Raw genomic sequence first — 13840 nt, 5'->3', positions numbered from 1 at the left:
CTCCATGCCGCTGGCCCGCGTGTCCGCCCTGCGGCTGCTCGTCTGCCTGCTGCTGGTCGCGCCGCTCCTCCTCGTCGCGACCTCGTCGTCGGCGGCGGGGAACCGGACGCCCGCCGCCAACTGGGAGACGCTGTCGACATCGGGGTCCACGGTGACGGTGGCGGGCTGGGCCTTCGACCCCGACCGGCCGTCGGCGACGGTGACGATCCACGTCTACGTGGACGGGGCGTTCGAGGCGACCCTGGCGGCCGATGGGAGCCGGCCGGACGTCGGGGCGGCGTTCGGCGGGATCGGCGACGCGCACGGGTTCCGGTACTCGACCGCACTGAGCGCCGGCACGCACTCCGTGTGCGCGTACGCCATCGACGCGGACCTGTCGTGGGCGAACACCCCGCTGGGGTGCCGCTCGGTGGGGGTGTCGGTGACGCCGCCGGTGGCGAACTGGGAGGTGCTGTCGGCCTCGGGCACGACGGTGTCGCTGGCCGGGTGGGCGGTCGATCCCGACCAGCCGTCGGCCGCCGTCGCGGTGCACGCCTACGTCGACGGGCGTTTCGGCGCGGTGCTGACCGCCGACGGCAGCCGGCCGGACGTCGGCGCGGCCTTCGCCGGGGCCGGTCCGGCGCACGGGTTCTCCCACTCGGTGTCGCTGGCGCCGGGCGTGCACTCGGTGTGCCTGTACGCCATCGACGTCGACGCCTCGTGGCGGAACACCCCGCTGGGCTGCCGGTCCGTGGCGGTGGCGCTGGCCGTGCCCGTGGCGAACTGGGAGGTCCTCTCGGCCTCCGGGGCGACGATCACGGTGGCCGGGTGGGCGTTCGACCCCGACGACACGACGGCGTCCGTGCCGGTGCACGTCTACGTCGACGGTGCCGGGGCGGCCCTGCGGGCGGACGCCACCCGCCCCGACGTCGGAGCGGCGTTCGGCGGCATCGGCGACGCGCACGGGTTCTCGTACTCCGCGCAGCTGGCGCCGGGGGCGCACACGGTCTGCGTCTACGCCATCGACGTGCACGACCCGTCGCGGAACACCGCGCTGGGCTGCCGGACGATCGCCGTCCGCGCCACGCTGCCCCGGGCGAGCCTGGACGTGGTGTCGGCGACCCGGGGGACGCTGTCGGTGCAGGGGTGGGCGCTCGACCCCGACGACCCGACGACGCCGGTGTCCGTGCACGTCTACGTCGACGGCAGCGGCACCGTGCTGCAGGCGGACGGGAGCCGTCCCGACGTGGGCGCCGCGTTCCCGGGCTCCGGTGACGCCCACGGGTTCTCCTTCAGCCGCCAGTTGTCACCCGGGATCCACTCGGTCTGCGTGTACGCCATCGACGTGGGCGTTCCCTGGCGGAACACGGCGCTGGGCTGCCGTTCGGTCGCCGTCGGGACGTCGTTGCCGATGGGGGAGTGGGAGTACACGGGGACGTCGGTCGAACGGCGCTCGTTGTGGGTGACCGGCTGGGCGCTGGACCTCGACGACCGGACCGCGCCGGTCACCGTGGAGGTGTACGTCGACGGGGTCGGCGAGGAGACGCTGGCGGACCAGAGCCGGACGGACATCGCCACGAGGTTCCCCGGTGCCGGGCCCGCGCACGTCTTCTGGCACGAGGTGGCCATCGAGGAGTCGGGCGTGCACGAGGTGTGCGTGTTCGCGATCGACCTCGAGGACCCGGCGAGGGACACCCCGCTGGGCTGCGAGTACGTGGAGATGGAGCTGACCCCGCCGGTGGGCGCGTGGGAGGCGGTGTCGGTCGAGCCGGAGACGCTCACCGTCTCGGGGTGGGCCCTGGACCCCGATCGACCGACGGCCCAGCTGCAGGTCGAGGTCTGGGCCGGAGACCGCGTCGCCACCGTCCTCACGGCCGGGCTCGACCGGCCCGACGTGGGCGCCGCCCACCCGGGAGCCGGGAATGCCCACGGCTTCTCGGGCTCGGCGACGCGGCTCGAGCCCCAGAACTACCGGGTCTGCGTGTTCGCGAAGGACACCCAGACCTGGGGTCCGGGTACGAGCCTGGGGTGCCGGGACGTCGTCGTACCTCCCCATCCCCCCGAGGAGCAGATCCGGCGCGCGTGGGTGGCGTCGGGCTCGGGGAGCGGGCCGCTGGGTGACCCGCTCGGGGCCGCCCAGGGCGGGCTCGTGGGCGGCGGCTACCGCCAGGAGTTCGAGCACGGGGCGATCTACTGGTCGCAGAACTACGGCGCGCAGGTCGTCCCCTCGGGACCGATCCGCGACGGCTGGGTGCTCCGGGGCGCCGAAGCCGGTCCGCTCGGCTATCCGAGGGCAGCCCAGCTGTGCAACCAGGCCGCCCCCCGGGTTCCGCGCGACGGGTGCAGCCAGCTGTTCCACGGCGGAGACATGTACGTGAGCGGGGCGCACCCGCCGAGCGCTCTCCTGCCCGGGGCCATCCGGGTGCAGTGGTACATCCGTGGGGGGGACGTCTGGATCGGCTACCCGACGCAGGACCCTCGGTGCGGCCTGGTCGACGGCGGCTGCGTGCAGCAGTTCGAGAACGGGCTGTTCGCCTGGTCGCCGGCCACCGGTGCGTGGGACGTGCAGGGCCCCGTGGCGACGGCCTGGCTCGCCGAGGGCGGGGAATCCGGCCCGCTGGGCTACCCCGTGACCAGGACCGTCATGAACTACCAGACCGGCGAGATGACGGGCACCTTCCAGCACGGTCGGATCGTGGCGCGACCGGCCGACGGCAACGGCCCGTCCAGCTACCAGGTGATCATGAACTGAGGCGCACGGGCTCGGTCAGACCGGGCCGGGCCCGTGACGTCACCCCTCGGCGTCGGCGATGGTGCAGAGGACGGCGCCGCTGGTGACGGTGGCGCCGACCTCGGCGGACAGGCCCGACACCACGCCGGCCTTGTGCGCGGTGATCGGCTGTTCCATCTTCATCGCCTCGAGGACGACGACCAGGTCGCCGGCGCTCACCGTGGCGCCGTCCTCGACCGCCACCTTGACGATCGTGCCCTGCATCGGCGAGGTGAGGGAATCGCCCGACGCCCCCGAGCCGCCGTGGCCGGAGCCGCGCCTGCGCGGCTTGGCCGGCGCACCGGCAGCACCGCCCCCGCCGCCGGCCGCGAGACCGGCGGGCAGCGAGACCTCCAGCCGGCGGCCGCCGACCTCGACCACGACGGTCTGCCGCGGTGCGGGCTCCTCGTGCTCGGCCGGGCCGGCGCCGTAGGGCTCGACCTGGTTGTCCCACTCGGTCTCGATCCAGCGGGTGTGCACGGTGAACGGCTCGCTGGTGAACGCCTCGTCGCGGACGACGGCGCGGTGGAACGGGATCACCGTCGGCATGCCCTCGACCACCAGCTCGTCCAGGGCCCGCCGGGCGCGCTGCAGCGCCTCGGTGCGGGTGGCGCCGCTGATGATCAGCTTGGCCAGCATCGAGTCGAACGCGCCGGCGACCTCGCCGCCGGCCTCGACGCCGGAGTCCCAGCGCACGCCCGGGCCCTGGGGGATCTCCAGGCGGGTGACCGGGCCCGGGGCGGGCAGGAAGTTGCGGCCGGCGTCCTCGGCGTTGATCCGGAACTCGATGCTGTGCCCGCGCGGGGTCGGGTCCTCGGTGATCTCCAGCGGCAGCCCGTCGGCGATCCGGAACTGCTGGCGGACCAGGTCGACGCCCGCGGTCTCCTCGGAGACGGGGTGCTCCACCTGCAGGCGGGTGTTGACCTCGAGGAAGGAGATCGAGCCGTCGACGCCGACGAGGTACTCCACGGTGCCGGCGCCGTGGTAGCCGGCCTCCGCGCAGATGGCCTTGGCCGAGGAGTGGATGCGCTCGCGCTGCTCGTCGGTGAGGAACGGCGCGGGCGCCTCCTCGACCAGCTTCTGGTTGCGCCGCTGCAGCGAGCAGTCACGGGTGCCGACGACGACCACGGTGCCGTGGGTGTCGGCGAGCACCTGCGCCTCGACGTGCCGCGGCTTGTCGAGGAACCGCTCGACGAAGCACTCGCCGCGGCCGAAGGCCGACACCGCCTCGCGCACCGCCGAGTCGAACAGCTCGGGGATCTCCTCGAGGGTGCGGGCCACCTTGAGGCCGCGGCCACCGCCGCCGAACGCGGCCTTGATCGCCACCGGCAGGCCGTGCTCCTCGGCGAAGGCGATCACCTCGTCGGCGTCCTTGACCGGGTCCTTGGTGCCGGGCACCAGCGGTGCGCCGGCCTTCATCGCGATGTGCCGGGCCTGCACCTTGTCGCCGAGGGCGATGATCGCCTCGGGGGAGGGGCCGATCCAGGTGAGCCCGGCGTCGAGGACCGCCCGGGCGAAGTCGGCGTTCTCGGAGAGGAAGCCGTAGCCGGGGTGGACCGCGTCGGCGCCGGACCGCTTCGCCGCGTCGATGATCTTGTCGATGACGAGGTAGGAGTCGCCGGGCGTCGTGCCGCCGAGGGCGAACGCCTCGTCGGCCACCCGGACGTGCAGGGCGTCCCGGTCGGGCTCGGCGTACACCGCGACGCTGGTCAGGCCGGCGTCCTTGCACGCCCGGGCCACCCGCACGGCGATCTCACCGCGGTTGGCGATCAGGACCTTCTGCACCGGTGTCCTCCTCGGAAGTCGGCCGTCTGCGGACTGTAGCCAGGGCCTCTCAGCGGCCGGTACGGGGTGTCATCGACGCCACAGGTCGGTGAGCGCGAGGCCGCGCTTCGCCAGCTGCGTGCGCAGGGTGGCCAGCGACAGCCCGACGACGGCCGCCGGGTCGCCCTCCACCCGCCGCACGAACGGGGCGCCGAGCCCGTCGAGGGTGAAGGCGCCGGCCACGGCGAGGGGCTCACCGGTGGCCAGGTACGCCTCGAGCTCCTGCGGCGTGAGGGAGGCGAAGTGGACGACGGTCGAGACGACGGCGACGTCGCGGCTGACCACGGCGCCGTCCTGCACGTCGAAGAGCGCCTGGCCGGTGTGCAGCACGCCGCTGTGCCCGCCCATCCGCTGCCAGCGGTCGCGCGCCTCGTGGACGTCGGCGGGCTTGCCGTACGCCTCGCCGCGGAACTCCAGCAGCGAGTCGGCCCCGATGACGAGGGCGTCGGTCTCCTGCTCGGCCACCGCCTTGGCCTTCGCCGCGGCCAGCAGCGAGACCCGCTCGGCGACCCGCGGCGCCTGCACGGCGGACTCGTCGACGTTGCTGACGACGACCTCGGGGGCGAGCCCGGCCTGCCGCAGGAGGGTCAGCCGGGCGGGCGAGGCGCTGCCCAGGACGAGCCTGCGCACGTCGCTCACGCGTCCTCCTCGCCGGCGCTCGTCGGCCGCGTACGCGGCTGCGTGATCTGTCCGCACGAGCTCGCACGCCCGCTCATGCGAATCTCCCCGACGCGCGCCAGCCACCCGGGCCCGGGCGCACCGGCGCGCGGTGGGCGTCGCCGTACGAGCCCCAGGCCCCCACCGGTGTCGGCCGCGTGCGGGCCCGGCGCCGGGACAGCGCGGCGACGACGACGGTCAGCGCGGCGAGCTCTTCGGCGGTGGGCTCGCCGCGGACCACGCGCAGCAGGGGCTGCGGCTGGGTCTCGGAGGTGCTCACAGCGGGATGTTCCCGTGCTTCTTGGCCGGCAGCGACTGGCGCTTGTTGGCCAGCACCCGCAGCGCCTTGGTGACCTGGACGCGGGTGTGCGAGGGCGGGATCACCGCGTCGACGTACCCGCGGTCGGCCGCGATGTACGGGGAGAGCAGCGCGTCCTCGTACTCGGTGATCAGCTCGGCGCGGCGGGCGTCGGGGTCGTCGGCCGCGGCGATCTCCTTGCGGTACAGGATGCCGACGGCGCCCTGGGCGCCCATGACGGCGATCTGCGCGGTGGGCCAGGCCAGGTTGAGGTCGGCGCCGAGGTGCTTGGAGCCCATGACGTCGTAGGCGCCGCCGTAGGCCTTGCGGGTGATGACGGTGATCTTCGGGACCGTCGCCTCGGCGTAGGCGTAGATGAGCTTCGCGCCGCGGCGGATGATGCCCTCCCACTCCTGCGACGTGCCGGGCAGGAAGCCGGGGACGTCGACGAAGGTGAGCACCGGGACGTTGAACGCGTCGCAGGTGCGCACGAACCGCGCGGCCTTCTCGCTGGCGTCGATGTCGAGGGTGCCGGCGAACTGGGTGGGCTGGTTGGCCACCACGCCCACCGGGCGGCCCTCGACCCGGCCGAAGCCGATCAGGATGTTCGGCGCCCACAGCGCCTGCACCTCGAGGAACTCGCCGTCGTCGAGCACGTGCTCGATGACGGTGTGCATGTCGTACGGGGTGTTGGCCGAGTCGGGGACGAAGGTGTCGAGCTCGAGGTCGGTGTCGGTGAGCGCGTCGGGCAGCACGGTGTCGACCGGGCCGACCTCGACGGCGGGCAGCGGGTCGAGGTTGTTGCTCGGCAGGTAGGACAGCAGCGCCTTGACGTAGTCCAGGGCGTCGGCCTCGTCCTCGCCGAGGTAGTGGGCGACGCCGGACTTGGTGTTGTGCGTGCGCGCGCCGCCGAGCTCCTCGAGGGTGACGTCCTCGCCGGTGACGGTCTTCACCACGTCGGGCCCGGTGATGAACATCTGGCTCGTCTTGTCGACCATCACCGTGAAGTCGGTGAGCGCGGGGGAGTAGACGTGCCCGCCCGCGGCGGCGCCCATGATCAGCGAGATCTGCGGGATTACGCCCGAGGCGTGCACGTTGCGGCGGAAGATCTCCCCGTACAGGCCCAGGGAGACCACGCCCTCCTGGATCCGCGCGCCGCCGCCCTCGTTGATGCCCACCACCGGGCAGCCGTTGGTCATGGCGAAGTCGAGGACCTTGACGATCTTCTCGCCGTAGACCTCGCCGAGGCTGCCGCCGAAGACCGTCACGTCCTGGGAGAAGATCGCCACCGGCCGGCCGTCGACCGTGCCGTAGCCGGTGACGACGCCGTCGCCGAAGGGGCGGCGGGACTCCAGCCCGAAGTTGGTGGAGCGGTGCCGGGCGAACTCGTCGAACTCGGTGAACGAGCCCGGGTCCAGCAGCGCCTCTATCCGCTCGCGGGCGGTCATCTTGCCGGCGGCGTGCTGCTTCTCCACCGCCCGCGCGGAGCCGGCGTGGGTCGCCTCCTGCACGCGCCGCTCGAAGTCGGCGAGCTTGCCTGCGGTGGTGTGGATGTCGACGTCGTCGGGGACGGCGTCTCCGGCGTTCTGCAGTTCGGCGCTCACGGGGCCTCCTCGACAGGCTCGGACGCGCCGTAGCGTAAGTGACGTGCCCGATGCGCCTTCCTCCCGCTGGTCGGACCTCGACCGGCCCGCGCTCGACGGGCCCGCGCTGTCCGCCGCGCTGACCCGCGACAGCCGGCTGTGGACGGCGCTGGAGGTGGTCGAGAGCATCGGCTCGACGAACGCCGTCCTGCTGGCCCGCGCCGCCGAGGACGCCCCCGAGGGCCTGGTGCTCGTGGCCGAGCACCAGGAGGCCGGCCGGGGCCGGCTCGACCGCACGTGGGTGTCACCCCCGCGCGCCGGCCTGACCGTCTCGCTGCTCGTCCGCCCGGACGTGCCGGCCGCCCGGCGGGCCTGGCTGCCGCTGCTGACCGGCGTGGCCCTGGCCGAGGCGGTGGGGGAGGTGACCGGCGTCCGCGCCTCGCTGAAGTGGCCCAACGACCTGCTCGCCCTCGACGGGCGCAAGCTGGCCGGCATCCTCGCCGAGGCCGTGACATCCCCCACCCGCCCGGGCGCCGTCGTCGTCGGCGCGGGGCTCAACGTGAACACCCACACCACCGAGCTGCCCGACACCGGCACCTCCCTGTCGGTCGTCACCGGCGCGGCGGTCGACCGGGGCCCGGTGCTGCTGGCCTACCTGCGGGCCTTCGAGCGGCGCTACACCCGCTGGGTCGAGGCCCTCGGCGACCCGGTCGCCTCCGAGCTGGCGCGCGACTACCTCGCCTGGTCGTCGACCGTCGGCACCGAGGTGGCCGTGGCCCTGCCCGACGGCACGGTCCTCGAGGGCGTGGCGCAGGCGGTCGACTGGGACGGGCGGCTGGTCGTCGCCACCGCGGACGGCAGCGTCGAGCTGGCGTCGGGGGACGTGCGGCACGTGCGCCGACGATGACGTCGTCGGCCTACCGGCCGAATGCGCGCGGCTGCGTCATCCTGTCGGCGTGCCGTACCCCGACAAGCTCCTCGCCGAGGACGAAGAGGTCGTCCGCCACCTGCACCCGCACTGGCTGACGATCTTCTGGCCCGTCGTCCTGTTCCTGCTCGTCGTCGGTGCCGCCTCGTTCGGCGCCGCGGCGATCCCCGAGGGGCGGCAGCAGGGGGTCTGGCGCCTGGTGATCGTCGGCGTCGCGCTCCTGCTGCTGCTCGTCCTCGTCGTCGTCCCGCTGCTGCGGTGGCGCACGACGCACTACGTCGTCACCACCCACCGGCTGCTGTTCCGCCAGGGGATCCTCGCCCGGCACGGCCGCGACATCGGGCTGTCCCGGATCACCGACGTCTCCTACCGGCAGACGCTGTGGGACCGGATCATCAACTCCGGCACCCTCACCATCGAGTCGGCCGGCGACAGCGGCGCCACGGTGCTCAAGAGCATCCCGGACAGCGACGGCGTCCAGCAGCTGCTCAACCACATGATCGAGGAGGACGCCGACCGCCGGGCCCGGGAGAACGCCGGGTACATCCGCGGCGAGGACGACGGCTGGCAGGACACCCGCCGGTTCTGACGCTCAGCGGCCGCCCCACGCCGGGGCGTTGGTGGCGGTCCCGCCGCCGCCGTCGAGCTGGCGCAGGCCGCTGCCGTCGCTGCCCATCACCCACACCTGGTCGCCGGGTGAGTCGCCCGGCCGGTTGCTCTTGAAGGCGAGCATCGACCCGTCGGGCGACCAGATCGGGTCCTGGTCCACCCCGCTGCCGGAGGTCAGCTGCCGCAGCCCCGTGCCGTCGGCGCCCATCGTGAAGATCCGGCTCTGGCCGGGCGCGATGATCCGGCGGAAGGCGAGCTGCCCGCCGTCCGGCGACCAGACGGCGTCGGCGTCCCCGGTGGGCCCGACGTCGGTGAGCTGCTCGGCCGGCGCCGTCCCGTCGGTCCGGAGCAGGTACAGGTCGCCGCCGTCGGCGGCGGGGTCGTCGTTGCCCCAGTAGACGAGCCGCGACCCGTCGGCGGAGAAGCTGAGGTCCCCGAGGTGGGGCACGCCGGGGTCGAGCTGCCGCACCGTGCTGCCGTCGAGGCCGACCAGGTACAAGCTCATCGACCCCGGGGCCCCGCAGGTGACCGCGATCTGGGTCTGGTCCACCGGGTTCCACGCCGGCCGCCCCGTGTTCGGGCAGTCGAGGCCGCCCTCGACGAGCGAGCGGTCGCCCGTGCCGTCGGTGGCCACCACCCGCAGGTCGACCTCGGTGCCGGTCACCCGCTGGTAGAGGACGGTCCGCCGGTCGCCCGACACCAGCGGGCCGATGTCCTGGGCCGGACCGCTCGTCAGGCGCAGCACCGTCGTCCCGGACGTGGTGTCGACGAGGTAGAGGTCGGTGTCGTCGTCGACGACCCGGGGCACCACCACGACGGCGTCGTCCAGCGGGTCGGCGCGGGGGAGGGCCTCGAGGGCGGCCTGCCCCGGCGGTACCGGCGTCGTGGTCGTCGCCGAGGCCGAGGACGACGTGCTCGAGCCGGTGCCGCCGGTGCCGCCGCCCCGGCCGTCGAGCCCGCCCTGCAGGAACCACCAGGTGCCGCCCGCGGCCAGCAGGACCGCCACGACCACGGCGACGAGCAGCCAGGGACCGCGGCCGCCCCGCCCCGCCGGCGCGGGCTGCCGCGGCGGGGGGCCGACCGGCCGGTCCGGGGGCGCGGCCACCGGTGGTGCGGCCACCGGTGGTGCGGCCGGCCCGGGGGACGAGGGCCGGGGGTCGGCCCACTGCTGCGCCACCACCGGCTGCTGGACCGCCGAGCGGCGGGGCGGCGGGGGCAGCGGCAGCGGCCCCGTCCGCTCCACCACGGTCTCGGGCTCCCGCACCGGGGCGGAGCCCAGCTTCTCGACCGCCGCGACCAGCTCGCCGAACTCCGCCGGCAGGCGGGGGTCGGCCAGGTCGAGCTCGACCCGGTGCCGGCCGGCACCGGAGGTCACCTCGAGCGCCGTGCGCCGCCCGCTCCCGCCCTCCGGTCCCGGTGGCGGGACCACCTCGGGCAGGTCCAGGAAGCGGGTGCGCCGCAGCAGACCGGTCAGCTGCTCGGTCACCGCCGTCGGAATCCGCTCGGTGCTGACCGGTCGCACCGCGGTGGTCGTCCCGAGGCCGGGCACCAGCGACAGCGTGAGCGGCGGGGTCGGCGCCGCGGGCAGCCGGTCCAGCGCGGCGGCCGCCGCGGACGCCAGCTCCCGGCACGTGCCGAACCGCTGGGTGCGGTCCTTGGCCAGGGCGCGCAGGACGACGTCGTCGAGGTCGGGCGGCAGCCAGGGCACGCGGTCCGTCACGCGCGGCGGCGGCAGGCCCAGGTGGCCGTGCAGCGCGGCGAACGCCGTGTCCCCGGGGAACGGCACGGTGCCGGTGAGCAGCTTCACCAGCACGCAGCCCAGCGAGTAGACGTCGGAGCGGGCGTCGAGCGGCTCGGAGGCGATCTGCTCCGGCGAGGCGTAGTCGAACGTCGCGATGACCATGCCCGTGCGGGTGAGCCGCGTGGCGCGGTCCAGCGGCTTGGCGATGCCGAAGTCGGTGAGGAACACCTGCTCGGGCTCGTCGCCGCCGTCCTCGGCCATCCGGCCGAGCAGGATGTTGGCCGGCTTGACGTCGCGGTGCACCAGCTGGCGGCGGTGCGCGGCGTCGAGCGCGGCGGCGACCTCCGTGACGACGTGCACCGCCCGCGGGGCGGGCAGGATCCCGCCGGCCTGCTCGAGGGCGGTCTCGGCGTCGATCCCGTCGACGTACTGCATGGTCAGCCAGAGCTGCCCGCCGTCGTCGCCCCGGTCGAGGACGCCGACGATGTTGCGGTGCGACAGCCCGGCGACGACGTCGGCCTCGCGCATGAACCGCCGCGCGAAGTCGGGGTCGTCGCAGAGCTCGCGGCGGAGCAGCTTGAGCGCGTCCAGGCGGGGCAGCCGGGGGTGGCGGACGAGGTAGACCGCGCCCATCCCGCCGCTGCCGAGCTCGCGCACGACCGTGTAGCCGGCCACCGTGTCGCCCGGGGCGAGGTGCACGGGTCGCCCTCCTGTCGGCGGGGGTGCGGCCGATGCTAGGAGCCGGGGGACTCCTGTGTCACCGGTGACGGGCGTGCCGCCGGTGCGGTCGCCGGGGTGAATTCGTCGGTGCGGACGCCTACCGTCCGGCACATGCGCCTGCTGCACACCTCCGACTGGCACATCGGGAGGTCCCTGCACGGCGCCGACCTGCTCGCCGACCAGGAGGCGGTCCTCGGCGCGCTCGTCGACGTCGTGGTGGCCGAGTCGGTGGACGTCGTGCTGGTCGCCGGCGACGTCTACGACCGGGCGGTGCCCTCGGCCGACGCGCAGGCCGTGCTCGACCGCGTCGTCGGCCGGTTGCTGGCCGCCGGCGCCACCGTCGTCCTCACGCCGGGCAACCACGACTCCGCCCGCCGGCTGGGCACCTTCTCCGGGCTGCTCGCCGTCGCCGGGCTGCACGTGCGGGCCGCCGTCCCCCGGCTCGACGAGCCGGTGCTGCTCGCCGACGAGCACGGCGACGTGGCGATCTACGGTCTGCCGTTCCTGGAGCCCGAGGTGGCCCGGTTCGAGCTCGGCGTCCCGGGCGTGCGCAGCCACGCCGGCGTCGTGGCCGAGGCCATGGAGCGGGTGCGCGCCGACCTGTTCCTGCGCCCGGGGGCGCGCTCGGTGGTGCTGGCGCACGCGTTCGTGGGCGGCGGGGAGCCCAGCGACAGCGAGCGCGACATCTGCGTCGGCGGGGTCGACCTCGTACCGGCGGGGGCGTTCGACGGCGTCGACTACGTCGCCCTCGGGCACCTGCACCGGCCGCAGACGCTCAGCCCCCGGCTGCGCTACAGCGGCTCCCCGCTGGCCTACTCCTTCGGCGAGGCCGGCCAGGCCAAGCAGGCGTGGCTGGTCGACCTCGACGCCTCCGGGCTGGCCGGGGTGCGCCCGGTGCCGTTGCCCACGCCGCGGCCGCTGACCGTGCTCACCGGCACGCTGGCCGAGCTGCTCGAGAGCCCCGAGCACGCCGCCGTCGAGGGGCACTTCGTCTCCGCCAAGCTCACCGACCCGGCCCGGCCGGCCGACCCCATGCGCCGGCTGCAGGCCCGCTTCCCGCACTGCGTGCACCTGGAGTGGGCCGGCGCCGCCGGCGCCGCCGACGGCCGCAGCTACCGGGAGCGGCTGCGCAACCGCAGCGACCTGGAGATCACCGAGGAGTTCGTGCGGCACGTGCGCGGTGTCGACGCCGTGCCCGCCGAGCGCCGGCTACTGGCCACCGCGCTGGGCGCCGCCGACCGGGAGGCGGCCGCCCGGTGAGGCTGCACTCGCTCTCGCTGACCGCCTTCGGCCCGTTCCCGGGCACCGCGACCCTCGACCTCGACGACGTCGCCCGCGACGGGCTCTTCCTGCTGTGGGGGCCGACGGGGGCGGGCAAGACCACGCTGCTCGACGCGGTCGTCTTCGCCCTCTACGGCACCGTCCCCGGCGTGCGCGGCCACGACAAGCGGCTGCGCAGCGACCACGCGGACGACGCCACGCGCACCGAGGTCACCTGCGAGCTGACCCTGGCCGGCGAGCGGCTCCGGGTGATCCGCCGCCCCGAGCAGGCGCGCCCCAAGAAGCGCGGCACCGGGCTGACCGTCGAGCCGGCCCGGCTCACCGTGCAGCGCTGGGCGGGGGACACCTGGCAGCCGGTGAGCACCCGCATCGACGAGGGCTCGGAGTACCTGGGCACCCGCCTGGGGCTCTCCGCCGAGCAGTTCTGCCAGGTGGTGCTGCTGCCGCAGGGCGACTTCGCGCGGTTCCTGCGCGCCGAGCCCGAGGACCGCGCGCGGCTGCTGTCCACCTTGTTCGACGTCGACCGGTTCGCGCGCGCCGAGGACTGGCTGGCCGCCGAGCGCCGGGCGGCGGACGAGGCGCTGCGTGCCGAGCGGCTGCACACCAGCACGCTGCTGGCGCGGGTGGCCCAGATCGCCGACGCCGACGTGCCGGAGGAGCTGGCGCCCGAGCTGGTCGGCGCCGCGCCCGCGGCCCGGGTGGGCACCTGGGTGGCCGGCCTGCGGAGCCGGGCCGACGCCGAGCTCGCGGCGGCCGGTGCGGCCGCCGACGCCGCCGCCGCCGACTCGGCCGCGCTGGAGGTCGAGCTGGCAGCGGCCCGCGCGCTCGCCGACCGGCACGCCCGTCGGGAGCGGGCCCGTGCCGAGCTGGCCCGGCTCACCGCCCGGGAGGCCGAGCTGGCGCCGCTGCGGGCCCGGCGCGACGCGGGCCGGCGGGCCGAGGCGCTGCGCGACGTCCTCGAGGCGGCCGCGGCGACGGCCGCCCGCGCGACCGCCGCCGCCGAGCGGCTCGCGGCCGCCCGCGCGGCCTGGCTCGCCGGGAGCGGGGGCCGACCGGCCGACGCCCTGGTCGCCCGCGGGCTGCGCGACGACGCCGCCGCCGTCCGGTCGCTGCTGCCCGAGGCCGACCGCGCCGACGGGCTGCGCCGCGAGCTCGGCCGCCTCGACCGCGAGATCGCCGACCTGGAGCGCCGGTGCGCGGCCGGCGCGCAGGCGGCCGCCGACCGGCCCGACCGGCTCGCCGCCGCCCAGCAGGAGCTGGCGCGGGCCACCGAGGCCGCCGTGCGGCTGCCGGCCGAGCAGGCGGCCGCCGACGCCGCGGCGGCCGCGCTGGCCGCCGCCCGCAGCGCCGAGCGGCTGGCCGGCCGGCTGCCCGCGGGGCGGGGGGGGGGGGGGGGGGGGGGCGCGGGGGGGGGGGGCGCGCGGGCCCGGCGGGTCGTGGTGGGGGGCGG

The 13840-nt window shown here is 75.5% G+C and carries 10 protein-coding genes; 5 read left to right on the top strand and 5 right to left on the bottom strand.

The features are described 5' to 3' along the window. Positions 1-4: 4 nt before the first annotated feature. Positions 5-2731 carry an LGFP repeat-containing protein gene (locus ACI8AF_RS06925; protein ID WP_456538953.1) on the top strand — a complete coding sequence of 909 codons (2727 nt, stop codon included), beginning with the start codon at positions 5-7 and terminating at the stop codon, positions 2729-2731. Between the two features lie 39 nt (positions 2732-2770). On the opposite strand, the gene ACI8AF_RS06920 is transcribed toward ACI8AF_RS06925, so the two are convergent. From ACI8AF_RS06920 to ACI8AF_RS06905, 4 genes are all read right to left on the bottom strand, one after another. Further along, positions 2771-4534, bottom strand: coding sequence for an acetyl/propionyl/methylcrotonyl-CoA carboxylase subunit alpha (locus ACI8AF_RS06920; RefSeq protein WP_456538952.1), 1764 nt, complete (start codon positions 4532-4534; stop codon positions 2771-2773). 69 nt (positions 4535-4603) lie between these two features. Continuing rightward, on the bottom strand, positions 4604-5212 hold the full coding sequence (locus ACI8AF_RS06915) for a Maf family protein (protein WP_456538951.1): 609 nt from the start codon (positions 5210-5212) through the stop codon (positions 4604-4606). A 73-nt stretch (positions 5213-5285) separates the two neighbouring features. After that, positions 5286-5510: an acyl-CoA carboxylase subunit epsilon gene (locus ACI8AF_RS06910; protein WP_456538950.1), complete on the bottom strand. Its 225-nt coding sequence runs from the start codon at positions 5508-5510 to the stop codon at positions 5286-5288. After that, complete coding sequence (locus ACI8AF_RS06905) at positions 5507-7132, bottom strand: acyl-CoA carboxylase subunit beta (RefSeq protein ID WP_456538949.1); 1626 nt, start codon at positions 7130-7132, stop codon at positions 5507-5509. Before ACI8AF_RS06905 ends, ACI8AF_RS06910 begins: the two co-directional genes overlap by 4 nt. A 43-nt stretch (positions 7133-7175) precedes the next feature. Here ACI8AF_RS06905 and ACI8AF_RS06900 point away from each other — a divergent pair, with 43 nt between their 5' ends. Continuing rightward, a complete protein-coding gene (locus ACI8AF_RS06900; protein ID WP_456538948.1) occupies positions 7176-8018 on the top strand; it encodes a biotin--[acetyl-CoA-carboxylase] ligase in 843 nt (280 codons plus the stop codon). Between the two features lie 49 nt (positions 8019-8067). Further along, positions 8068-8628 carry a PH domain-containing protein gene (locus ACI8AF_RS06895; protein ID WP_456538947.1) on the top strand — a complete coding sequence of 187 codons (561 nt, stop codon included), beginning with the start codon at positions 8068-8070 and terminating at the stop codon, positions 8626-8628. Positions 8629-8631: 3 nt separating this feature from the next. Here the strand turns inward: ACI8AF_RS06895 and ACI8AF_RS06890 are convergent, their stop codons facing one another. Beyond that, positions 8632-11088, bottom strand: a complete 2457-nt coding sequence (locus ACI8AF_RS06890; RefSeq protein WP_456538946.1) for a protein kinase domain-containing protein — start codon at positions 11086-11088, stop codon at positions 8632-8634. A gap of 132 nt (positions 11089-11220) precedes the next feature. Between ACI8AF_RS06890 and ACI8AF_RS06885 the strand changes: the two genes are divergently transcribed. Both ACI8AF_RS06885 and ACI8AF_RS06880 read left to right on the top strand, forming a co-directional pair. Then, positions 11221-12369 carry an exonuclease SbcCD subunit D gene (locus ACI8AF_RS06885; RefSeq protein ID WP_456538945.1) on the top strand — a complete coding sequence of 383 codons (1149 nt, stop codon included), beginning with the start codon at positions 11221-11223 and terminating at the stop codon, positions 12367-12369. After that, positions 12366-13840, top strand: a 1475-nt coding sequence (locus ACI8AF_RS06880; protein WP_456538944.1) for an AAA family ATPase, incomplete at its 3' end; no start/stop codon positions are given. The genes ACI8AF_RS06885 and ACI8AF_RS06880, both read left to right, overlap by 4 nt.

The organism is Blastococcus sp. SYSU D00669 (genome assembly GCF_054050715.1).
Note: the sequence above shows the minus strand (reverse complement) of the source record. Positions and strands in the feature narration are given on the sequence as shown.

What these genes read in the sequence shown, in the direction of transcription:
- ACI8AF_RS06885 (WP_456538945.1), top strand. Translation starts at nt 11,221, where the DNA reads ATGCGCCTGCTGCACACCTCCGACTGGCACATCGGGAGGTCCCTGCAC.
- ACI8AF_RS06925 (WP_456538953.1), top strand. Translation starts at nt 5, where the DNA reads ATGCCGCTGGCCCGCGTGTCCGCCCTGCGGCTGCTCGTCTGCCTGCTG.